Origin of the sequence: Streptomyces coryli (genome assembly GCF_011044975.1) — a bacterium.
GTDB lineage: Bacteria > Actinomycetota > Actinomycetes > Streptomycetales > Streptomycetaceae > Streptomyces > Streptomyces coryli.
Genome location: NZ_JAAKZV010000138.1, coordinates 1 through 21,064, shown reverse-complemented (window position 1 = coordinate 21,064; position 21,064 = coordinate 1). Strand labels below are relative to the sequence as shown.

17 protein-coding genes are annotated in these 21,064 nt (G+C 72.0%); 3 read left to right on the top strand and 14 right to left on the bottom strand.

The window, feature by feature from the left end; genetic code table 11:
- The 8 genes from G5C51_RS26135 to G5C51_RS26100 form a co-directional block, all read right to left on the bottom strand.
- Positions 1 to 1,378 (bottom strand): class I mannose-6-phosphate isomerase (locus G5C51_RS26135; protein WP_165240666.1); only part of this gene is annotated, 1,378 nt, incomplete at its 3' end.
- Between the two features lie 33 nt (positions 1,379 to 1,411).
- Positions 1,412 to 4,567: a glycoside hydrolase family 38 N-terminal domain-containing protein gene (locus tag G5C51_RS26130; RefSeq protein ID WP_165240665.1), complete on the bottom strand. Its 3,156-nt coding sequence runs from the start codon at positions 4,565 to 4,567 to the stop codon at positions 1,412 to 1,414.
- A 13-nt stretch (positions 4,568 to 4,580) separates the two neighbouring features.
- Complete coding sequence (locus G5C51_RS26125; RefSeq protein WP_165240664.1) at positions 4,581 to 5,393, bottom strand: carbohydrate ABC transporter permease; 813 nt, start codon at positions 5,391 to 5,393, stop codon at positions 4,581 to 4,583.
- Positions 5,394 to 5,399: 6 nt separating this feature from the next.
- Positions 5,400 to 6,365 (bottom strand): carbohydrate ABC transporter permease, encoded by a 966-nt coding sequence (locus G5C51_RS26120; protein WP_240929927.1) that lies wholly within the window; start codon positions 6,363 to 6,365, stop codon positions 5,400 to 5,402.
- 5 nt (positions 6,366 to 6,370) lie between these two features.
- The gene (locus G5C51_RS26115) at positions 6,371 to 7,678 is read right to left on the bottom strand and encodes an ABC transporter substrate-binding protein (protein ID WP_165240662.1); all 1,308 of its coding nucleotides are present in this window, start codon (positions 7,676 to 7,678) and stop codon (positions 6,371 to 6,373) included.
- Positions 7,679 to 7,793: 115 nt separating this feature from the next.
- Positions 7,794 to 9,914, bottom strand: a complete 2,121-nt coding sequence (locus G5C51_RS26110; RefSeq protein WP_165240661.1) for a serine/threonine-protein kinase — start codon at positions 9,912 to 9,914, stop codon at positions 7,794 to 7,796.
- Between the two features lie 158 nt (positions 9,915 to 10,072).
- Positions 10,073 to 10,495, bottom strand: coding sequence for a YybH family protein (locus G5C51_RS26105; RefSeq protein ID WP_165240660.1), 423 nt, complete (start codon positions 10,493 to 10,495; stop codon positions 10,073 to 10,075).
- Positions 10,482 to 10,790, bottom strand: a complete 309-nt coding sequence (locus tag G5C51_RS26100) for a 4a-hydroxytetrahydrobiopterin dehydratase (protein WP_165240659.1) — start codon at positions 10,788 to 10,790, stop codon at positions 10,482 to 10,484. The genes G5C51_RS26105 and G5C51_RS26100 overlap by 14 nt, the downstream gene beginning before the upstream one ends.
- A 523-nt stretch (positions 10,791 to 11,313) precedes the next feature.
- On the opposite strand from G5C51_RS26100, the gene G5C51_RS26095 reads away from it, so the two are divergent.
- The gene (locus tag G5C51_RS26095) at positions 11,314 to 12,132 is read left to right on the top strand and encodes a helix-turn-helix domain-containing protein (RefSeq protein ID WP_165240658.1); all 819 of its coding nucleotides are present in this window, start codon (positions 11,314 to 11,316) and stop codon (positions 12,130 to 12,132) included.
- A gap of 144 nt (positions 12,133 to 12,276) precedes the next feature.
- Here G5C51_RS26095 and G5C51_RS26090 read toward each other — a convergent pair whose 3' ends face one another.
- The 4 genes from G5C51_RS26090 to G5C51_RS26075 all read right to left on the bottom strand — a co-directional run bounded on the left by G5C51_RS26090 (position 12,277) and on the right by G5C51_RS26075 (position 15,464).
- Positions 12,277 to 12,978, bottom strand: coding sequence for a DJ-1/PfpI family protein (locus G5C51_RS26090; RefSeq protein ID WP_165240657.1), 702 nt, complete (start codon positions 12,976 to 12,978; stop codon positions 12,277 to 12,279).
- Positions 12,979 to 13,107: 129 nt separating this feature from the next.
- Positions 13,108 to 13,554, bottom strand: a complete 447-nt coding sequence (locus tag G5C51_RS26085; protein ID WP_165240656.1) for a MarR family transcriptional regulator — start codon at positions 13,552 to 13,554, stop codon at positions 13,108 to 13,110.
- A gap of 36 nt (positions 13,555 to 13,590) precedes the next feature.
- Positions 13,591 to 14,562, bottom strand: a complete 972-nt coding sequence (locus G5C51_RS26080) for a LysR substrate-binding domain-containing protein (protein ID WP_165240655.1) — start codon at positions 14,560 to 14,562, stop codon at positions 13,591 to 13,593.
- Positions 14,478 to 15,464: a DMT family transporter gene (locus G5C51_RS26075; protein WP_165240654.1), complete on the bottom strand. Its 987-nt coding sequence runs from the start codon at positions 15,462 to 15,464 to the stop codon at positions 14,478 to 14,480. Before G5C51_RS26075 ends, G5C51_RS26080 begins: the two co-directional genes overlap by 85 nt.
- Before the next feature lie 141 nt (positions 15,465 to 15,605).
- Between G5C51_RS26075 and G5C51_RS26070 the strand changes: the two genes are divergently transcribed.
- Positions 15,606 to 16,964, top strand: a complete 1,359-nt coding sequence (locus G5C51_RS26070; protein WP_165240653.1) for an FAD-binding oxidoreductase — start codon at positions 15,606 to 15,608, stop codon at positions 16,962 to 16,964.
- 52 nt (positions 16,965 to 17,016) lie between these two features.
- Positions 17,017 to 17,754, top strand: coding sequence for a DJ-1/PfpI family protein (locus G5C51_RS26065; protein WP_165240652.1), 738 nt, complete (start codon positions 17,017 to 17,019; stop codon positions 17,752 to 17,754).
- 161 nt (positions 17,755 to 17,915) lie between these two features.
- Here G5C51_RS26065 and G5C51_RS26060 read toward each other — a convergent pair whose 3' ends face one another.
- Positions 17,916 to 18,962, bottom strand: coding sequence for a hypothetical protein (locus G5C51_RS26060; protein WP_165240651.1), 1,047 nt, complete (start codon positions 18,960 to 18,962; stop codon positions 17,916 to 17,918).
- 137 nt (positions 18,963 to 19,099) lie between these two features.
- Positions 19,100 to 21,064 (bottom strand): LuxR family transcriptional regulator (locus G5C51_RS26055; protein WP_165240650.1); only part of this gene is annotated, 1,965 nt, incomplete at its 5' end.

Below are 21,064 nucleotides of genomic sequence, written 5' to 3'. Positions count from 1 at the left end.
GACCACGCGGCTCCTGCACCAGTTCGCCCGCCACCCGCTCCCCCCGCCGCTCCGTCTCCAGGTTCGCCAGGCCGTGTTCGTACGGGAGCGGACGCGGGTTGCCGTCGGCGTCCGGGCGGAGCCAGTCGTAGAAGCGGAGGCTGTAGAGGTACGGGGTCGCGCTGATCTCCAGGACCAGATTGCCCGCGCCGCTCGCGTGCGGGGTGCCGGCCGGGATCATGAAGAGCCGGCCTTTCTCGGCGGGGAAGGTCATGACGTGGTCGGCCGGGTCCATGGGCACCCCGTCCGTCGCCGCCTCCTCGATCTCCTTGCGGAAGAGGTCGATGTCCGCGTCCTCGCGCAGCCCGAGGAAGACGCGGGTGTCCGGGCTCCCGATGGTCATGTAGTACGTCTCGTGCTGCGTGTACGACCAGCCGAAATGCTCCCGCATATACGGCTCTTTGGGGTGGCAGTGGAGGGAGAGGTTGCCACCGCCGACGGTGTCGAGATAGTCGAAGCGGATCGGGAAGGACGTGCCGAAGCGGGCATACGGCTCCGGCCCGAGGACCGCCTCCGGGTGCAGCACGCACATCAGCTGGAACGGGATCTCGGCCTGCTCAGAGGGCCCGTGCCCGACGAGGATGCCCGCCTCCGGCGCGATCAGCTCGTAGCCGAGCGCGGTGTTGCGCGCACCCGGGTTGAAGCCGAGCTCCCGTTGCCCCCAATGCCCGCCCCAGGGGGTTGAGTTGAAGAACGGACGGGTGCGGACCGGTTGGCGGGCCAGCGACGCCAGCGTCGCGCGCATGCCGTCGCCGTCGAGCAGTACAGGGCGGGCCGGGTCCTGCAGATCAAGCCAGGCGTCGATACGGGCCGCGAGCGCGTCGCGGTGCCGGTCGAGCATCGGCCAGTCGACGTAGAACAGCCGCCGGGCCTCCGCCTTCTCGCCGGTCAGGCCGAGGTTCACGCCCCGTCCCGCCATCACCGCCGCCTCGGCGTGCCGCTTGGGCACGTCGGCGTACCAGAGCACGTCGTGCCCGACGAGACCCGCACCCGGCCCGTAGACGACGAGGAGGCCGGAGCCGCGGTCCGGATGCGGGAGTTCATCGAAGAGGTCGTCGAGCGGGTTCTCCGCCAGCCGGCAGTAGTACGGGTCGTCGGCGTCCTCGGCGCGGATGGTGCGGCTGCGGACCGCGGCGGGAGGGGCGTAGTGGTCGCGGATGTCGAGGAGCGCGGCTCCGGCGGCGGACAGCCGGGCAGCGAGGGCGTCCCAGTCGGCGGCGGGCGGGCCGTCCACGGCGAGGACGGCGGGTGCGGCTGGGAGGCGGGCTGCCAGCGCCTCCCAGCCGGCGGTGAGGACGGACTGCGGGGCGGGGGTGTATCGGGGGTCGAGCCGGTACACGCGTTCTCCTTTGTGCGAGGAAGCGGTGGCGGTTCAGGGGCGTTCGAAGAGCACCGCTGTCGTGCCGAGGGCGGGGATGGTGACGGTCACCTCCCCGTCGGTGAGGGGGAGTTCCTGCCCCGGGGTGGCCAGCAGGTCGGCCTGGTGGGCGGCCACGGCCGGGAAGCCGGCGCGTACGAGGCAGTCCACCGGCTCCTCGGCAAAGGACTGCAGCCGGAGCAGCACCCCGCCACCGGGAGTGGTCGTGGCGCCCACCAGCCGCACCCGCGCGTCCCCCACCTCGCAGAAGGCGTGCGCGGCGGGGGCCTCCGCCACCGCCGCGCCCCGGGCCCGTACCGCATGCAGCGGGCGGCTGAAGCCCGCCGACGTGCGCGCCCCGAGCCCGGCGTCGTCCGCCGGGCCGCAGGCGACGCTGTAGCGGAAGGTGAACTCGAAGGCCTGCTGACTGGGGAAGTTGGTGTCCCACAGGTTGTTGTGGATCCAGGAGAAGACGGTGGCCGGCTCGTCGTGGCCCATCGTCTTCGGGAACGGGGCGTACGGCAGCGCGATGTTCCCGAACTGCACCAGCGGCGCGTCCTGCGTCGACCACGCCACCTGGAAGCCGTCCTCCGCGGCCGTCACCCAGCGCCGCACCGCCCGCATGTGCAGCGCGGACCCGGGCACGACCGGCAGCCCGCTGCCGGTGGCGCCGCCGGAGGCCTCCATCCGTACGGCAGGATCCTCCAGCGCGAACGGGAACGCGAAGTACGCGCTCTCCTTACCCAGCGTCGCGTCCTTGTCGAGCCGGTTCTCGATGTCGAGGCGCGGCACGCCGTGCGGCAGCGTCAGCGTCGTGCGCAGCCGGTTGGCGCCGGCCGGGCGGGTCTCGTACGTGAGCACCTCCGCCGTCGCGGTGGAGCGGCGGGCGATCAGTGCGGCGGGCGGGGCGACGGCGCGGTTGCCGAGGTGTTCCAGGCGGTCGGAGGCGGTGGTGCGGCTGGAGTTGTGGTTGAAGGCGCCGGCGGTCGTGTAGCTGTCGTGGATATAGGCGTTGAAGCCCGCGATGGCGTCGGCGCGCACCAGCTCGCGGCCGGTCGCCTTGTCCGTGATGGAGGCGATGCAGGCGCGGGCGAGGTCGACCCGGACGACCAGGTGCTCGTTCTCCAGCAGCGTCGGGGTCGGGTGGGCGTACGCCTCGGCCGCGGTCTCGGCCGGGTCCTCGGTCTCGGTGCCGCCGGTGGGGTTCCAGCCGGTGGCGGCCTTGACGACGGTGGTGTCGTCATCGGCATTGCGACCTGCCTCGGTGGGCGTCACGTCGAGGCGTACGGACCCGGCCGCCGGCACGTCGTCGACCCGTACCACCAGGAACCGTCCCGCGTCCCGGTGCTCCTCGTTGACCTGCTCCTCCTCCTCGTGCGCCAGCCGCTCCCCCGTGCGGGCGTCGGTCACCGTGACCGGCCGTTCCAGCGGCACGCTGCTCTCCGGGAGGAAGAACCGGGCGACGTCGGTGCGCGGCCAGGAGCACGTGTTGACGACGTGGTACGAGGCCGGGGTGCCGGCGGGCCGGGCCAGCCGCTGTCCGAGACGGGCGGAGGCCCGGTTCAGCAGCGACTGCCCGTCGTCGTGGGCGCGCAGCGCCTGTCCGTACTTCCAGTGCCACTGCTGCTCGCCGGAGTGCCCGCCGTGGTCGCCGTGGGTCCACGGGTCGCCCGCGCCCCAGGTGTGCTCGTCGAAGAGGGAGACGGCCTCGTAGACCGGGGCCGAGTCCCGGCTGTCGTCGGAAGCGCCCTCAGCCCCCAGCACCCCCGCGAAGGTGCCGAGGGTCTGCGCGTCGGCGACCACGGACTGGGCGGTGCGGGCTAGCGAGAGCGGGTGCGCGCCGGAGCCGACGCCGTCGACCCACCAGTCGGTCCAGTCGCCCTCGTAGGTCTGGATCTCGCCGCCGAGCCGGGCCTCGGCGTCGGTGAAGAAGTCCTCGTTGCGGGAGAGGCGCAGCTGCGGATACGCCCAGGTCTCGTTCCAGCGCCGCACGGTGTCGGCGATGATCCGCCGCGGCGGCGCGTTGTCCCCGAACTTGCCCTGGACGCGCAGGTGCAGCACATCCCAGGGATACGGCTCCCGCTTGACCTCCTCGGCGTCCATGGCCCAGCCGAAGATGCCGCCGCGATACGGGTAGGGGTTGGAAGCGAGCGAGGTCAGATACGCGGGCAGCAGGTCGTCCACGCTCGCGTAGTCCGTGTCGAAGCCGAGCAGCGGACCCTCCATGTACGCGAGGCCGTGCGGGGTGTCGGTGACCCAGACCAGCAGGCTCTTGCCGCTGGGCGCGCGCCAGCGGAAGAGCCGCGGCAGCTTCTCGCCGCCGACCAGGTGCGGGACGGAGCGCCCTGCCCAGTTGTGCGCCACGGACAGGTACTTCACGCCCGCGTCGCTGAGCGCGTCGATCAGCCCGACGACGGAGCCCGGCACGTCCGTCTGCATGGCGGAGGTGAAGTCGACCCCGTATTCGTCCCGCACGTCCTTCGCCAGCCGCAGCAGCTCGTGCAGCTCGTCGGTGGAGCAGGTCTCGGTGTGCAGGTTGAACGGCATCGCGGTGAGCTCGATCCGCCCCTCCTGCACGCGTCGTACAAACTCCGCGACCTGCTCGGCGGGCCGCGCGTCAGCCCACTGCCGGAACGACCACAGCGACTCGACGCACCACCGGAACTGCGACTCCGGCGCCCACTCGTCCGTCGCCTGCGTCAGCTCCAGGCAGGAGTCGAGGAAGGACAGGTGCTCGGCCAGCACCCGCCCCTGCGGGTCCGTATAGCCGATGTCGAGGTGGGAGTGGTGGACGAGGTGGATGGTCCACTGCCGCTGAGGCGTGAGGGTGACGTCGATGCCCTCGACGGTGACCCGCTGGGCGGTGTCCACGGCGGGCAGCAGCAGGCGGACCGAACCGCCGGGCCCCTCGATCCGCTCGGCGGGTATCGCCGCCCCGGACTCCGTCCGTACCACCAACTCCCCCGGGAGGGCCGATCCGTTCACGGCCTCCACCCGCAGCGACTGCAGCAGTCCTTCGCCGTCCGCCGCTCTGCGCAGGAGCGGTTCGACGGTCAGCCGCAGCGCGGCGCCGTTCACGCTGCCCTCCGCGCTGACGACGGAGGAGCGGAGGCTGTCGCGAATCCGGTCGTTGTCCCAGTCGGTGGTACGGACGAGGGCCCGAGTGGTCATGCAGAACTCCCAGCTAGCGTGCGGATACGGTGAGGCCGCGCAGGAACAGGCCGCGGAACACCAGGAAGACGATCAGGGTGGGCAGCGAGACGATGAGGGTGCCCGCGAGGATCACCGGCGGTCCGGTGGAGGCGTAGGCGTTGTTGAGCGCCGTCAGGGTGGCCATCACCGGCTGTACCTCGGGGCTGCGGCTCAGGGTGATGCCGAAGAGCAGCTCGTTCCACACGGCGGTGAACTGGAAGATGAAGGCCGCCCCCAAGCCGGGCGCGAGCAGCGGCACATGGATCCGCCAGAAGATCCGCCGGAAGGACGCCCCGTCGAGCATCGCCGCCTCGGTGAGCTCCGGCGGCATCGTGGTCATCTGATTGCGGATCAGGAAGAAGGCGAACGGGATCGCCCAGGCCACGTAGACGAGCATCAGGCCCATGCGGGTGTCGTAGAGGTTCGCGTCCGCGTACATCCCGAAGAGCGGGGCGAGGAACATCTGCAGCGGGAACATCGTCCCGGAGAAGATCAGCCAGAACCAGAACGCGGGCCTGGGGATGGGCAGGACGACCACGGCGAAGGACGCCATCGCCGCGACCAGCACGGCCGCCGCCGCGCACACCACGGCGTACAGCAGCGAGCTGCCGAAGCCCTCGCCGATACGGGCCTCGTCCCAGGCGGTGGAGAGGTTGTCGAAGATCGCGAAGCCCTGGAAGGTCCAGTCGGGGCTGCCGGAGTACTCGGTGGAGGCCGTGAAGGCGTTGACCACCATCAGCCAGAGCGGCACCAGCCACAGCACCACACAGGCGCCGACGAAGACATTGCGCAGTACACGTCCCATGGCGGCTCACCTCGTCCCTTCGGGGCGGGTATCGGGCATCTGCCGGCGCAGGTAGAACCACGAGGAGGCGACGACGATCACCGACAGGACCAGCGCGATGGCCGAGCCGTAGCCGACGTGGAAGAGCCGGAACGTCTCGCGGTACATGGTCAGCGCGAGCGTCTCGGAGGAGCGGGCCGGGCCGCCCTGGGTGAGCACCCAGATCATGTCGAAGGCCTTCAGGCTGTTGACGATCGCCATGCCGACGACCACCACGGTCATCGCGCGCAGCTGCGGCAGCGTGATGTAGCGGAACATCCGCCAGCCGGTGGCGCCGTCGAGCTGCGCCGCCTCGACCGTCTCGCGCGGTATCGCCCGCAGGCCGATGGCGAAGAGGACCACGTTGAGGCCGGTGGCCTGCCAGGTGCTCGCGACGATCATGGAGAGGGTGTTCTGCGGCCACTCCAGCAGCCAGCCCTGCGCCCAGGAGTCGAGGCCGATGCCGCGCAGCACTTCATTGGCGGCGCCCTCGGTGGTCAGGATGAACTTCCACACCACGGCGGTGGCGGCGCCCGAGATCACGTAAGGCAGCGCGATGATCAGCTGCCAGACGCCGCCGAAGCGCATGTTGTGCGTGGCCACGGCGATGAAGAGACCGGCCAGTACGGGCAGCAGCAGGGTGCCCGCCACCCAGAACAGGGTGTTGAGCACCGAGCGGCCGAAGATCGGGTCCTCGGCGAGCCGGGCGTAGTTGTCCAGGCCGGTGAAGCTGGAGGTGAAGCCGTTGTCCTCGAAGAAGCTGCCGTAGACGCTGCGGAAGAACGGGTAGACCAGCAGCACCCCGACGAACAGCAGCGCGGGGAGCCCCCACGGCACGCCGGAGAGCGGCCCGCCGAGCCGCCCGGAACTGCCGCCGGAGCGGCGGGCGGAGTGGTGGGAGCTGCGGATGGGTATCCGGCGCCGGACTCTGACCGGCTTCGCGGTGGTCGCCATATCCGTCATACCTTCTCGGCCTCCCGCCATACCTTCCACGCCTCATCGGCGCGCTCCTGCATGGTCCGCAGCACGCTGCGGTACGAGGACGGGTTGAGCATGAAGGCGGCCAGGTCGTCGACGGTCGCCTCGACCAGCTCGGGCGGGCCGAGCTCCCAGAAGCGGTTGAGCATCCTGACCTTCTTCTCCCGCACGGTGCGCTGGACGCCCGCGATCGCCGGGTTGGCCGGCGGCACCTTCGGGTTGGGGCTGCCGTCCTGGAGGGCGTGCGCGAAGGCCTGCGCGACCTTGGGGTGCAGCCAGTTCTCGGCGACCCGGTAGGCCTCCTTGCGGTCGGGCCCCTTGACCGTGGAGACGAAGGCGCTGCACTCGAAGACCATGCTGGGCTTGGCGTCGGGGTTCTCCATCGGCAGCACGAACGCGTCGATGTTCTTGCCGAGCTTGCCGCCGAGTCCGGCGACCAGCGCACCCATCCAGGTGCCGCAGGGGACCATGCCGAGCTTTCCCTTGATCATCTGCGCCGCGGCGTTGTCCATGGTGAGGTCGAGCGCGGTGAACCAGCCCTTGTCCGCGAAGTCGCCGATGGTCTGCATGGCGCGTTCGGTGCGCTTGTCCGGGTAGTGCTCCCGGCCGTTCATCAAGTCCTCGTAGAACTGCGGGTTCTGCCGGGTCAGCACCTCCTGGAACCAGATGAACGACGGCCACCGGCCGTCGGTGGCGGCGTGCAGCGGGGTGATCCCGGCGCGCTTCAGGGTGGTGCAGGCCTTGATGAAGTCGTCCCAGGTCTCGGGCTTCTTCAGCCCGTTCTCCTTGAACACCTCGGTGTTGTAGTAGAAGACCCAGTAGGCGAGGTTCATCGGCAGCGCGTACACCTTGTCGTCGTACGTGAACGCGCTGCGCAGCGACGGGTCGACCCAGCCCTTGGCCTCGGCGCTGCGCCATACGTCGCTGAGATCGACGGTGCCGCCGGTGCGGGCGAGGTCCTTCAGCCGGTAGCCGGACCAGTACTTGAGCAGGTCTGGCGTCTTGCTGGTGCGCAGCGACGACTTCACGACCTGCTCGAACGACTCCAGCGAGGGAATCACTTCGGGCACCAGGCTCAGCCCCGCGACGGACTTCATCTGCTTGCCGGCGGCCTCGATCGGCGGCCCGAAGTTCACGTTGTCCCCGTGCACGGCGACCTTCCCGGCGGGCTGCCCGGCGGCGGAGCCACACGCGGTGGCACCGACGGCCGTCAGCGCACCGGCGCCAGCGGCGAGGAGGAGGCTGCGGCGGTCGAGTTGATGGGCCGTCGGCGGGTGGCGACCTGACATGGGCGGCTCCTCATTCAGGTGCGTGTTATCGTTAACACGAATGGGTGGAGCGTGCCCCCGCGCCGAGCTGATGTCAATGCCTGCGGCACGATCGGCCATCGGCGCGCAGGTGGGATCAGGCCCCGTAGATCTTCGTGCAGAGCAGCGTGTTGCCGCCGTTGACCGTCCAGGACCAGTAGCGGGTGGCGTCGTTGGCCGTGCGGCGGCAGTTGCTCGCGTTCGCGCCCGCCGGCGCGCGGTAGACGCCGGTGATGTGCATGACCTGGTTGTACGCGGACGGGACCTGGGAGGCGCCGCAGCTGACGCCGGTCAGGCCGCCCAGGGAGATGCTGTCGCCCGACTGCCGGGCGAGCAGGCAGTAGCCGGCGCGGTAGATCCGGGTCATGCACAGCCGTGTGGTGTCGCCGCTGCTCGGCGAGCGGTAGCTCCAGGACGACTTGTCGACGCCGCTCGGGCAGCTACCGGCGGTGACGCCGGTGACCTGGACGTACGCGTCGGAGCCGGCGCACGAGACGGACGGCGGCGGGGCGGCGGCGCTCCACCTCACGTTGTACCGGCCGGCCTGGCCCGTGTCGTAGACCTTGAGGCAGTCGCCGGAGGAGACGCGCTTGAACGCCTGCTCGGTGGGGTCCGGTTCGGGGGACGAGGTGGTCGGGTCGGGCTGCTCGGGCTCATCGTCGTCGTCATCCGCCGCGGCCGGGGTGTCGTCGTCGGCCGCGCCCGCGCCGGAGCCGGAGGTCGTACCGCCGTCGGCGGAGGTGCCGGAGCTGCCGCCGCTGGTGAGGGCGCTCGCGGTGGGGGTGCTGCCGGCGGAACCTGCGGTGGAGTCGCCTGAGTTGGCGGCCTCCCAGGGCTGCCAGATGGCTAGCACGATGCCGATGACGACGAGCAGGACGAGGAGGCCGCCGCCGGAGTTTGAGGAGGAGCCCGAGCCGGAGCTTGAAGAGGAGCCCGAGCCGGAGCCGCTCGCTGCCGAGGCCGCGCCCGCCGCCGAGGCCGAGGCTGACCCCGCGCCCGACCCCGAGCCCGCGGCCGCATTCGCCCGCCGCCGCGCCTCCTCCGCCGCCGCCCGCTCCCGCTCCGCGCTCTCCCGCTCCTCCCGGGCCCGCCGCTCGGCTTCCTCCGCGCGTTCCCGCTCATGCCGCGCCTGTTCGGCCGCCGCCGCGAGCCGGCGGATCTCCTCCTCGCGGCGCAGCCGGGTCTCCCGGGCGGCTTCCTCGCGCTCCCTGCGCGCCTGCCGCTCCCGGGTGTCGACCAGCGTCGGGGCGGGCGGCGGCACCGGCTGGGTGCGGTCGCCGTCGGCGCCGAGGGTCGCCCCCTCGCCGCCGAGCACCCGGCCGTACGCCTCGTACGCCTCGATCAGCTCCGTCCACGACGGCGGCAGCCAGCGCTGCCCGCGCCGCCTGCCCGCGCCGCCGTCCACCTCCCTGACCATGCGGACCAGCAGCTCGGCCGGGTCGGGGCGGTCGGCGGGCTCGACGGCGAGGCACGGCCGGATCAGCGGTTCCAGGGCGGACGGCAGCCCGGCCAGGTCGACTTCGCCGCGCTGCACCTGCGCCAGCGCGCGCATCGGGCCGTCCGGCTCCGGATACGGGGGCCGGCCGACCGCCATGTAGAAGAGCGTGGCGCCGACCGAGAAGACGTCGGAAGCCGTCGTGGAGGGTTCGCCGCGGGCCTGTTCCGGCGACATGAAGCCGAAGGTGCCCAGCGTGAAGGAGGTGCGGGTGATGTCGACGGCGTGCGAGATGCCGAAGTCGATGAGGAGCGGGCCGGTCATCGGCAGCAGGATGTTCTGCGGTTTGACGTCGCGGTGGATGACGCCCTTGTCGTGCAGGGCGAGCAGCGCCTGCAGGGTGCCCGCGCCCAGCCACGGCACCGCCCAGGCGGGCAGCTTGCCCGCGGCGCCGACCAGGTCGGAGAGCGCGGGGGCGGGTATGTACTCGATCGCCATCCACGGCCGCTCCGCCGCCGGATCGGCGGCCAGCACCCGCGCCGTCCAGGCGCTGTCCACCCGCCGGGCGAGTTCCACCTCGCGCGCGAACCGCTCCCGGTCCCGGTCGCTCACCATGCCCTCGGCGAGCAGCGTCTTCACGGCGACGAGCGGACTGCCCGGTTCGTCGGCGCGGGCGAGATAGAGGCGGCCCATGCCCCCGGTGGCCAGCCGCCACAGCAGCCGGAAGTCACCTAACCGCCGGGGATCGTTATCCCCGAGCGCCCGCAGCCCGACGCCGGTCATGCGCCCTCACCGTCCCCCGCTCGCCTCCACCGCGCGGGCCGGGTCGGCAGCAGCTGCTAACCGGCCTTACAGCGACGGAAGTTGACTTGTGCACGTAGATGATGACAGGCGCGGCGGCGCGTAACAATGTTATGCACGCATTGCCCCCTCCCCCGTGGTCAGGACTCCGGCCCGGACAGATCCGGGAACGAGTGGTGCTCGTGGGAGACCGCCCAGCGGCCACCCTCTTTACGCAGGCCGAGGGTCAGGCGCAGGTGGAATCCGGGCTTCTCCGCCAACTCCTGCTCGGTCCCGCAGCGCAGCAGCGCGTGGGCGAAGGCCACGTCCGTGCCGGCGGTGATGCCGAGCGTTTCGATCTCGAAGACGGCGCCGGACGCCTGCCACTCGAAGAAGCCGGGCCACACGTCACGGTACGCCTTGATGCCGCGCACGCCCTCGTACGGCGGCGGCACGTCGTACATCACGATGTCGTCGGCGTGGTCGGCCAGCACGGCGTCCAGGTCGCCCGCGTGCACGGCCGCCGCCCAGCGCTCGATCAGGTCACGGATCTGCTGCTCGTCGTGCGCGTCATTGCGCGTCATGCGCCGACGCAATCGCCTCGATGCGCCGGGCGAGGGCGAAGTCCATCTCGGTGACCTTGCCGCCCACGCTGTGAGTGTTCACCGAGACCGTCACCTTGTTGTACCCGAGCGCGATGTCGGAGTGATGATTCAGCTCCTCCTGGATCTGCGCGATATGCGCGACCATCCCCGCCGCGGCCGGATGCCCGCCGAAGGAGTAGGTGCGGGTAAGGCGCTCATCGTCGGTCACCGACCACCCGGGCAGGTCCGCGAGGCGCGCTTCAATGTCATCTCGAGAGAGCGGTTCGACTGCCATACCCCGACCGTACCGCCGGGGCCGCGCATCGTAATCGAACCCGGGGGGAACTCCGGACTTCGTGCCCCGCCGGACCGAACGTCTCACCGGGTCGATCATCGCGGGGACCGCGGTGGGACTGATCGTTGGAATCGTCTACCTACTGACCGGCGCTCCACTGCGGGATTCGGCAGCGTCTGCAGGGTGGGCCACTCTGTTCTGGATTCCTGTGATCTTCGTCGGCACGCCGGCCCTCGATGCGTACGAGAAGCGCATAGGGCCGCGACCGGACGCCCGAAGGGCAGGGGGACGCGGTGCGACTGTGGCGAGGCGTGCGTTCTGGTACACGCTCTCGCTTACGCTGCTCCTCAACCTGGTGGAGGCTGCCTGGAACCCTCCGGGGGCGGTGTGGGATGCCGCCAGAATCGCTGCATCCATCCTTTTCACCGCAGCTTTTGCCGCATTGGCGGTTACGCGCATCAACCTGCTCAGGCAACGGAGACAACAGCGCCATCGGCAGCTGGGTTGACGTACGGTCCGAAGCATGACGACTGCGACGGCCGGAGATTCCGACGGCAACCCCATCGGTCCCATGCTGCGTGGCTGGCGTGAGCGGCGTGGGCTGAGTCAGCTGGAGCTTGCGCTGCGGGCGGAGTCGTCCGCCCGCCATCTCAGTTTCATCGAGACCGGTCGCTCCAGTCCCAGTCGCGCCATGGTGCTGCGGCTCGCCGAGCATCTGGACGTGCCCGTGCGCGAGCGCAACACCCTGCTGGTGGCGGCGGGTTACGCCCCCGAGTACCGCGAGACGCCGCTGGACGACCCGGCGATGGCGCCGGTGCGGGAGTCGGTGGAGCGGCTGCTGGCCGCGCACGAGCCGTATCCGGCGCTGGTCGTGGACGGCGCGTACAACGTGGTCGCCGCGAACAACGGCATCCTGATGCTGCTGGACGGCATCCCGGAGCACCTGCTCCAGCCGCCGCTCAACGCCATGCGGCTGACCCTGCACCCCGAGGGCCTGGCCCGGCACATCCGCAATCTGCGCGAGTGGCGCGCCCATCTGATCGCGCAGATGGACCGGCAGCTCTCGCTTGCCCGGTCGCCGGCGCTCAAGGCCGTGTACGACGAGGTGGTGGCGTATCCGGTGGCGGACGGCGGCGAGGACGTGGGCGGGCCCGGGGCGCCTGCCGACGGGGTGCCGCTCGCGCTGCCGCTGCGGGTCGAGGTCGAGGGGCAGCTGCTGACCTTCGTATCGACCATCGCCACCTTCAACACCCCCGTCGACATCACCGTCTCGGAGCTGGCGATGGAGACACTGCTGCCCGCGGACTCGGCCACCCAGAAATTCCTGACCGATCGTTCCTGAGCTTGCGCTGGGCCTCAACTGCCGCGAGCGGGGCGGGCGAAGGTGAGGAGGAGCAGTGCGAGGGGCGCCACGAAGCCCAGGGCCAGTACGCCGAGGAGCAGGTTGGCCTCGGTGGCGGCCGTGTGCATCACCGCCCGGGGCGACTCACGACGCTGCCCGCCATACCGTGCCGCGTCGTTCGTATTCGAGGACCTTCTCGGCGAAGAGGGCGTCCTCGTGGCCGTAGAGGCGCTCGATGAGCCACAGGCCGAGGTCGAGTCCTGAGGTGACCCCGCCGCAGGTGACCAGGTCGCCGTCGTCGACGACCCGGCCGGGGACCACCTTCCCGCCCTGGGCCTCCAGGTCCTCCTTGGCGATGTGGTGGGTGGTGCAGGGTCGTCCATCCGCGATTCGGGCGGCGGACAGGAGCATCGTGCCGGTGCACACCCCTGCCATGATCAGGCCGGGCCGCTGCGCCCTCGCGAGCGCCTTCGGCAGCACGCCCCGGCGGATCTGCTCGGCCACCGCCGACTCGTCGCCGTAGCCGCCGCCGGGTACCACGAGGATGTCCGCCGACCGGGGTGACCACGGGGCGCGTATCGCGATCTCCAGGCCGGACATCGTGGCCACCCGGCCGGGGCCGTCGGCCGAGACGAAGGTCTGCTTGATCCGGCGCTGGTCCGCGAGGATGCCGAGGACCTCGACGTGGCCGGCGAAGTCCTGTTCCTCCACGCCGTCGTAGAGCACCGTGTGGACGCGGAGCGGTGCGCGGCGTGGGGTGGCCGACGCCTGGTGGGTGCCGGTCAGGCCGAGACCGAGGCCGGTCGTGGCGACCGCTCCGGTGCGAAGAAAGTTCCGTCGGTGCATAGCGAGGCTCCAGCGGTTTCGGGGGCGGGGTGATCAGCCGACCTTCAGCCTGCCTGAAGGCTATCTCAAGCTTCAGGCAGGCTGAAGGTGGGGTCGCACCAAGGCCGGGCGAAGCCGTCTACGAGCAGGTCAGGGCCTGTCGCCGCCCGCGAACGCGGCACGCACGGCAGCCCCGACTCGCTGCTGGATCGGGTCGGCGTCCGGGCCGAACATGCTCTCGTCGACCTCGTCCACCGCCCGCATGGCCGCCTTCAGGAGGCGAGCACCCTGGGGCGTCACCTCGATCGCAGAGGCGGACCCGGCCCGGGCGGTGTGATCGCGCACCAGGCCCGCGGCGGCGAGCGCCTTCACCGCGGTGTGCACGGACTGGACCGTGGTGCCGGAAATCCGCGCCAGATCGCTGAACGACACCCCGGGCATCCCGGAGATATGGCCGAGCAGCCCGAGCCGGTTGACCGTGAGATCCAGCGGCGCGAGGGCGGCGTTGAGCTCGGCCTCGATGCGGCGCGCCAGCGTCAGGACTACGACAGAGGTGCTGCTCACGGGCGCGGCCGAGCCGCCATTCTCGATGCTCACCGTCCCAGTTTCCCCGACGGCGGGGGCAGCGCTGCGTCAGGACCGCAGGGCAGTCGCGTGGCCGGGGGCCTTGGCCGGGTCATGGAGCAGGTCCAACACGCGCCGCAGGTCGGGATGTTTGCCGGTGCCCGCCCGGCAGACCGTGAAGATGGTCCGGGAGACGGGATGGACCAGGGGATGGAGGCTGACGGGCCCGGTGGTGTCCGGGAGTGCCATGCGGGGAATGAGGGCGGCACCTGCTCCCGCGGCCACCAGGGCAGTCAGCACTGCGAAATCGCTGCTGCGGGTCCTGATATCCGGGACGAAGCCGGCCGCGCCGCAAGCGCGCTGGATCATCTCGTAGCAGGAGGTTTCCGGCCCCGGGGTCAGCCACGGCAGCTGCGCCGTCCGGGACAGGTCCGCCGGCTGTCCGGCCGCCAGTCCCAGCGCGGCGGCCTGGTGGGCGTGCAGGGCGAGCAGCACCGGTTCCTCCATGAGGACGGCTTGCTCGCAGGCGGCGGGGAAGCTGCGCGGCAGCACGGTGTAGCTGTGGACCAGGGCGAGGTCGGTCGAGCGCTTGCGCAGTTCGTCGAGAGCCTCGCCGGGTTCCTGGACGGAGAGTCGTAGCGACAGGGCCGGGGTGGCGTCGGCCCGAGCGTCAGCACCAGCATCGCCATCGGCATCAGCCAGCCGTTGCCACAGCGGCGCGACAAGCGCGCGTGCCGCCGACGCGAAGGCCGTAATCCGTACAACCCCGCGCCGCCCGCTCTGCAGCGAGGCCAGCCCGGACTCGGCCGCCGCGAGCTCGGCCAGGATGATCTCGGCGTGCGCCACCAGCAGTTCCCCGGCCGCGGTCAGGCGCAGGGTGCGTCCGTGCTTCTCCACCACCGGCATGCCGGCCTCCCTCTGCAGGGCGGCGAGGTGCTGGGAGACGGCCGGCGGCGTCAGGTGCAGGGCCTCCGCGGTGGCCGCGACGGTTCCGTATGCGGCGAGGTGCTGGAGGATGCGCAGACGGCGTACGTCAAGCACGGACGGCTCCTTGCTCGGGTCTCGGCCGGCGGCTGAGCCTGCTTGCGCCGGTTGATCAGGATCACCCCCGCGACGCTGACCGCTCCGCCCGCCAACTCGACGGGGTGGGGCGTCTCGCCCAGCCAGATGAAGGAGATGACGAGCGCCACCGGCGGCACCAGGTACAGGGCCGCCGTGGAGGCCGCGAGCGGCAGCCGGGCAACAGCGTAAGCCCAGATGACGAAGCCGAACGCGGAGGGGAGCAGGCCCAAGTAGACCGCGGCGGCCAGCGCGTCGGCCGGTGCGTGCAGGGTCGCGTGCCAGGTGGCGGGGACCAGCGGCAGGGCGAAGACGGTGCCTGCGGCCATCGCGTACGTGGCGACCTCCAGCCCGGTGTAGCGACGCAGCAGGGGCTTGGTCGCGAAGTGGTAGATCCCCTGCACCATGGCGGCGGCCAGGACGATGAGAGCGGAGACGGTGAACCCGCCGGTGCCCTTGGCCAGGCTGACGATGGCCGCGCCGGCGATCGCGACGATGCTGCCGAGGATGATGTTCCGGCTCAGCCGCTCCTCGAGGAAGAGGCTGCCCAGCAGCACGCTGAAGACCGGAGCGATCGCGATCAGCAGGCTCGCCGTCCCGGCCGCCACCTCCACCTCGCCCCAATTGAGCAGGATCTGATACGCGGTTATGCCGGTGATCCCGCACAAGGCGATCATGGGCAGATCACGGCGCCGGGGCAGCCTGACCTTCGCCGCCGGCGCCACCACCAGCAGCGCCACCGCCGCGATCACGATCCGCAGGAACGACAGCGCCTCCACCCCCAGACCGTCGATGCCGACCCTGATGGCAGGAAAGGCCGAGGCCCACAGCACGACGGTGCCGGCGAGGGCAAGGACGTGGGGCGAGGCGAGGCGCGGGGGCATGCGCCCAGCATCCTCACCCGGAATCGAAAGATCCAGTTAGTCCTTGTTGCCGAAAACTTCAGGAACACTTACTCGCGCCCTTATAGATTGTCTGCCAACCTATTGGTAGCCAATCCAGAGACTCGTGAGGCAAGGACCCATATGACGCACAGGAACGACGACGCACCCCACCGGCTGGCCGAAGAGCTCGCCCAGTCCGTCACCGGGCCCGTCCTGCGCCCCGAAGACACGGGCTATGCGCGGGAGTCGGCCGGATTCCAGCTCGGGCTGCGGCACCGGCCCGAACTGGTCATCGGGGCGCGGACCGCCACCGACGTATGGACCGTGCTGCGGCGCGCCGCCGCGTACGGGCTGCCGGTCACGGTGCACAACACCGGCCACGGCATGCGGGCGGGCGCCGAGCGGGGCGTGCTGTTGACGCTGCGGCGGCTGAATGCCGTGACAGTTGACCCGGTGGCCGCGACGGCCCGCGTGGGCGGCGGCGCGACCTGGGACGACGTCATCGTGGCCGCCGCACCGCACGGACTCGTCCCGCCGAGCGGCAGCCTGGGCACGGTCGGCGCCGTCGGCTACACCTTCGGCGGCGGGCTCGGACTGCTGGCCCGCCCGGACGGCTGGGCCTGCGACCACGTCCGCTCGTACACCGTCGTCACCGGGGACGGCGAGGAGCGGGAGGTCGGGCCGGGCGACGGGGAGCGGTTCGCCCGGCTCCGCGGCAGCGGGCCGGTGCCGGGCGAGGTCGTCACGGAGATGACCGTCGGCCTGCTGCCCGAGGGGCCGCTGCAGGGCGGCGGGCTCACCTTCGACCTCGGCACGACGGACGCCCCGGGCGACCCCGCCCTGCTCCACACCTTCCACGAGTGGACCCTCGGCCTGCCGGCCGAACTGACCTCCGCGCTCCGGGTGATGGCGTTCCCCGACCTCGACTTCCTCCCGCCCCACCTGCGCGGACGCAGGATCGCGCGCGTCGCGATAGCCCTGCGCGGTTCGGCGGAGGACGCCGAACGGCTCGTCGCGCCGCTGCGGAAAGCGGCACCGCCCGTCGAGGACACGCTCGCCCCCATGCGGTTCGCGGAGTACGCCCGCGTGCACGCGGAGCCGGCCGACGCCGGGGCCTTCATCGGGGAGAACCTCCTGGTCGACACGCTGGCCCCGAGCGCACTCGACAGCCTGGCCGGCCTCGGCGGGCCCGGGCTGGTGATCGTGAACGTGCGGCACCTCGGCGGCGCGCTCGCCCGCCCGGCCCGCGTCCCCGACACCGTGGCGGGCCGCGACGCGCGGTATCTCGTCGCCGCCATCTCCCAGGTGGACCCGGACCTCTCCGTGCCGAAGTCCGTGCCGAAGTCCGTACCGAAGTCCGTACCGAAGTCCGTACCGAAGTCCCTGCCGAATCCGGCCGAAGCCCGCACCCAAGCCGGTCCCGCCGGATGGCTGGAGCCGTTCGCCCCGGCCCGGGTCGGCGTCAGCCCCGGCTTCCGCATGGGCCCGGGCACAGCCTGAATCCCGCTCCGCCACACGACCTCCCCTTCATCCGCACAGAGCAGGAGCCCCCGTGAACCGCAGGCAAGTGCTGCGTACGTCCGCCGCCCTCGGCGCCGCCGGCGCCGTCACCGGCATCGGATCCACCCCGTCCCGGGCCACCGAGGCCACCGCATCGCCCGCCGCCGCCGCCGCGACGACCGGACAGCTGCGCGTCCACATCGTCCTGTACGAAGGCGCGGAGGAACTCGACTTCACCGCGCCGTACGAAGTCTTCTCCGCCGCCGGCTTCTTCACGGACCGCCCGGTCGACGTCCGCTACGTCCGCGCGCACGGTCGCGGCGGCGTCACGGCGGCCTATGGCACCGAGGTGCGCCCGGTGCGGGAATGGTCGCCTCGCACCGCGGACATCCTCGTCGTGCCGGGCGGCGGCTACGCCCGCCCGGACGGCCCCGGCGTCCCGGCCGAGATCAAGCGCGGCACGCTCCCGGCCGCCCTGGCCGCCGCGGCTCGCCCCGGCCTCACGATCAGCGCGGTCTGTACGGGCGCCATGCTGCTGTCCGCCGCGGGCCTCACCCGCGAACGCCCGTGCACCACCCACCACAAAGCGCGTGCCGACCTGGAGCGGCAAGGAGGCGTACTGAAGAACGCCCGCGTCGTCGACGACGGCGACCTGGTCACCGCGGGCGGCGTCACCTCCGGCCTCGACCTCGCGCTGTGGCTCGTCCGCCGCCACCTGGGCGCGGACACCGCCACCGGGATCGAGGCCATGCTCGAATACGAGGCCCGCGGCACGGTGTGGGCCCGCTAGTTGGACGTACGAAAGGCTCCCGGGCCGGAGTGCGCCGGTCCGGGAGCCGTTGGGTCCAGCATGCCGGGTACGCGGGGAGGCGTCGATTACCGCCCAGGTAATGCCCCGTGTCATTCCGGGGCGGCAATCCCCCGGCTGGTGCTCCTCAGCGATCGCCTCGGTCAGGCGTGCAACTGCCAGTCGTAGACGACCTCGTACTTGCCGCCGTGGCCGCTGAACACGACGGTGCGCTGCGGCGACGCGGTGCCCGTGGTCCAGCGGGCGGTGAGCGATGCGATCACCGTGCTGGTCTGCTTCGGTGCGAACACGTCGTCACCCCACCAGGCCTTCAGGAAGTCGAAGATCTTCCCGACGACGTAGCCGACGCACGCCCCGATGGCCGCCGTGATCGGCCCGCCGGGTGCGCCGATGATGCCGCCGATGGCGGCCGCGACCGCCGCGATGACCTTCGTCTTGACCAGGTCGAGCAGCTTGTCGAGGTAGTCGGCGAAGCCGCCGCCGTCCTTCTCCGCGGCGCCGAGCACGACGAAGTACCCCTTGGGGAACTTCACCGGCGCCTCGGCGATGTTGAACCAGCTGAACTCCCGCGGCGGCAGGTACGTCTTCACGTCACCGCTGTGGCAGCTCATCACCTTGAACTGGCTCACCTTGTGGACGTCCCCGCTCTCGTCGATGGTGTTGCCGCCGAGATAGAACTCGTCCTTCCCGAGCTCGTTGGTCTCCTCCACGCACTTGACCTTGTGGATACGGAACGACAGCTTGGTCAGCGGCGCGGTGGCCGCCTCCGGCTCCACTGCCGCGCTCTCCGTCTCCAGCACCTGGGTCTCCGGCCCGTTGCCCAGCTCGGCCGGCGGGAACTTCAGCCGGTCGGGAAACTTCAGCTTCCCCGCCTGCGCCCCCACCGAAGCCGGTGAGCGCAGATCGACGTGGGCCAGATCCCCGTACCGCTTGGCCCGTGTCGCGGTCGCCTTGAGGTCGGCCGCGACCTTGTCGGCGGCCTGCTTGCGCAGCCCCTCGGGCAGCACGCCGAAGCGCGTGGCGAGCACGGCCTCCGCGGACTTGGGGTCCTTGGGCATCGGGTACTTGGCCCGGTCGGAGTGGTGCACCGCCACCTTGTCGGCGGCGAGCTGCAGCTCGGCGACGACGCGGTCGGCGACGGCACGCAGCTTGGGGCTGGGCACGGTCTTGACTACGGAATCGGTGTTCACAGGTGTCTTCTTGGGCGCTTTGCTCGCCATCGGTTCCCCCCGAAGTGACGGACCCCACGGCCGGTGCCGCGGGCGCTGCCGTCGACCGTAGAACGGCGCAGGCGGCCACCGCCCCAGGGGACGGCCCGGGGATGTCCCTAGCCGTGCGCGGCGAGTCGGGTGGCCAGTTGCGTACGGGATTCGACGCCGAGCTTCGGGTAGAGGCGGCCCAGGTGGTATTCCACTGTCTTCACGCTGATCACCAGCTCGCGTGCCACCTGGCGGTTCGTCAGGCCGGAGGCCACGGCGCGGGCGACCGCCAGCTCCTGGGGGGTGAGCAGGTCCGCGGCCATGCGGCCGGCCGGTGCCGGGGCCGAGGGCAGGCCGCAGGCGGAGAGTTCGCGTTCGCAGCGGGTCAGGTCCGGGTGGGCGCCTAGGCGGGACAGCAGGGCGCGGGATGCGCGTAATTCCGTTGCCGCGCGGGTGCGTTTGCCCGTGCGGCGTAGGAAGCTGCCGTGGGCCAGGTGCAGTAGCGCGCGGTCCAGCGGGGACTCCGCCCGCGCGGCGAACGCATGGCCCGCCGCGAAGGCCTCCTCGGCCGCCGGTGCGTCGCCGCGGGCCGCTTCCAGGACGCCGCGGGCGCGGGCGGCGAGGAGTTGTGCGCCGGGGTGGGCCCGTTCGGCGGCGAGGCGTTCGTACGGGGTCAGGGCCAGCTCGGCGCCGGTGAAGTCGCCCAGCTGGGCGCGGGCTTCGGTGAGCAGGTCGGGCCAGGGGATCTGGCCGGGTTCGTCGTAGCGGTCCTCGCCGCCCGGGTCGCACAGCGGGGACAGCGCCGCGGCCGCGCCCTCGGGGTCGCCGCGTGCCCGGGCCAGGTAGCCGGCGGCGAGCGCCGCCCAGCGGAGCGGGGCGGCGTGGCCGAGGACCGTGTACTGCTCGATGGTGCGCACATGCTCCGCCGCCGCCGTGAAGTCGCCGCGGGCCGACAGGGTCATGGACCTCAGCAGGTGGTCGTACAGGGCGACATGCGGCTGGTCCGTATCCGCGGCGAGGGACAGGGCCAGGTCGCTGTGGGCCAGGGCGTCGTCCCAGCGGCCCGCCTGGTACTCCGCCGACGCCAGCGCCGTCGCCGCGACGACGCGGAACGACGCGGCGCGGCCGTGGCAGGCGGCCAGCACCCCGGTCAGATCGCGGACGGCGCCGGTCAGATCGCCGGTGACCTCGCGCAGCGTCCCGCGGCCGAGGAGCTGCTCCAGCTCCCTCGCGTCCGCCGCCGCCGGGTCCGGCAGGCCGGCCAGCCCTGCGAGCGCCTCCGCCGCCCGCCCGCACATCGCCCGGCCGCTCAGCCCCAGGTAGTGGATCATGTCGGTGGCGGTGGTGTGAGGCGCCTCGGGCGCCAGCTCCAGCGCCAGGTCGGCCCACTCCGCCATGTCCGCGCCGCGGATCGACACCCCGGCGAGCGCCGCGAATTGCCCCGCGATACGGGCCGCCAGCTCCGGCTCCGCCCGCGCGTCGGTGCGGTGCCAGGCGTCGCGCAGCAGGGCCTCCGCGCGCTCCGGGTCGTAGAGCAGCAGCCGCCCCAGCAGATAGCTGCGCCACGGGCTGTCCGCGAAGTCCTGCACCTGCCGGGCCGCCTCGCCCACGTCCGGTACGTCCCCGGCGAGCAGCGCGGACTCCAGGGCTTCGATGGCGAGTTGCTCGTGTGCCGCGCGGTCCGCGGTGAGGCGGGCGGCGGCGTCGAGGTGGCTGGCGGCATCCGCCCACTCGCCCGCGGCCGCGCGGCGGCGGCCGAGCGCGGCCAGGTCGCGGGCGAGTTCCGGGTCGGGCCCGGTGGCGGCGCGGGCGCGGTGCCGCAGGGCCTGCGGCTCGGCGGTGGCCAGGTCGGCGGCGCGCAGGTGGAGGCGGGCGCGGCGGGCCGGGGTGAGGCGCTGGTAGACGGCGGCGTGCACGAGCGGGTGCGGGAAGCGTACGACCGGGTCGCCGGCCCGCTCGGTGAGCAGCCCCGCGGCCGCCGCCTCGCCCAGGGCGGGGAGCGGGTCGGACTGGCCGGCGAGGGCGGCGGCGACGTCGAGCTGGGAATGGGTGCCGAGGACGGCGGCCGCGGACACCAGCGCCTCGGCGGGCGG

Excerpts from the sequence above, each read along its gene's own strand:
- G5C51_RS26130 (WP_165240665.1), bottom strand. The coding sequence starts at position 4,567 with ATGACCACTCGGGCCCTCGTCCGTACCACCGACTGGGACAACGACCGG.
- G5C51_RS26125 (WP_165240664.1), bottom strand. The coding sequence starts at position 5,393 with ATGGGACGTGTACTGCGCAATGTCTTCGTCGGCGCCTGTGTGGTGCTG.
- G5C51_RS26120 (WP_240929927.1), bottom strand. The coding sequence starts at position 6,365 with ATGGCGACCACCGCGAAGCCGGTCAGAGTCCGGCGCCGGATACCCATC.
- G5C51_RS26115 (WP_165240662.1), bottom strand. The coding sequence starts at position 7,678 with ATGTCAGGTCGCCACCCGCCGACGGCCCATCAACTCGACCGCCGCAGC.
- G5C51_RS26110 (WP_165240661.1), bottom strand. The coding sequence starts at position 9,914 with ATGACCGGCGTCGGGCTGCGGGCGCTCGGGGATAACGATCCCCGGCGG.
- G5C51_RS26105 (WP_165240660.1), bottom strand. The coding sequence starts at position 10,495 with ATGACGCGCAATGACGCGCACGACGAGCAGCAGATCCGTGACCTGATC.
- G5C51_RS26100 (WP_165240659.1), bottom strand. The coding sequence starts at position 10,790 with ATGGCAGTCGAACCGCTCTCTCGAGATGACATTGAAGCGCGCCTCGCG.
- G5C51_RS26095 (WP_165240658.1), top strand. The coding sequence starts at position 11,314 with ATGACGACTGCGACGGCCGGAGATTCCGACGGCAACCCCATCGGTCCC.
- G5C51_RS26090 (WP_165240657.1), bottom strand. The coding sequence starts at position 12,978 with ATGCACCGACGGAACTTTCTTCGCACCGGAGCGGTCGCCACGACCGGC.
- G5C51_RS26075 (WP_165240654.1), bottom strand. The coding sequence starts at position 15,464 with ATGCCCCCGCGCCTCGCCTCGCCCCACGTCCTTGCCCTCGCCGGCACC.
- G5C51_RS26070 (WP_165240653.1), top strand. The coding sequence starts at position 15,606 with ATGACGCACAGGAACGACGACGCACCCCACCGGCTGGCCGAAGAGCTC.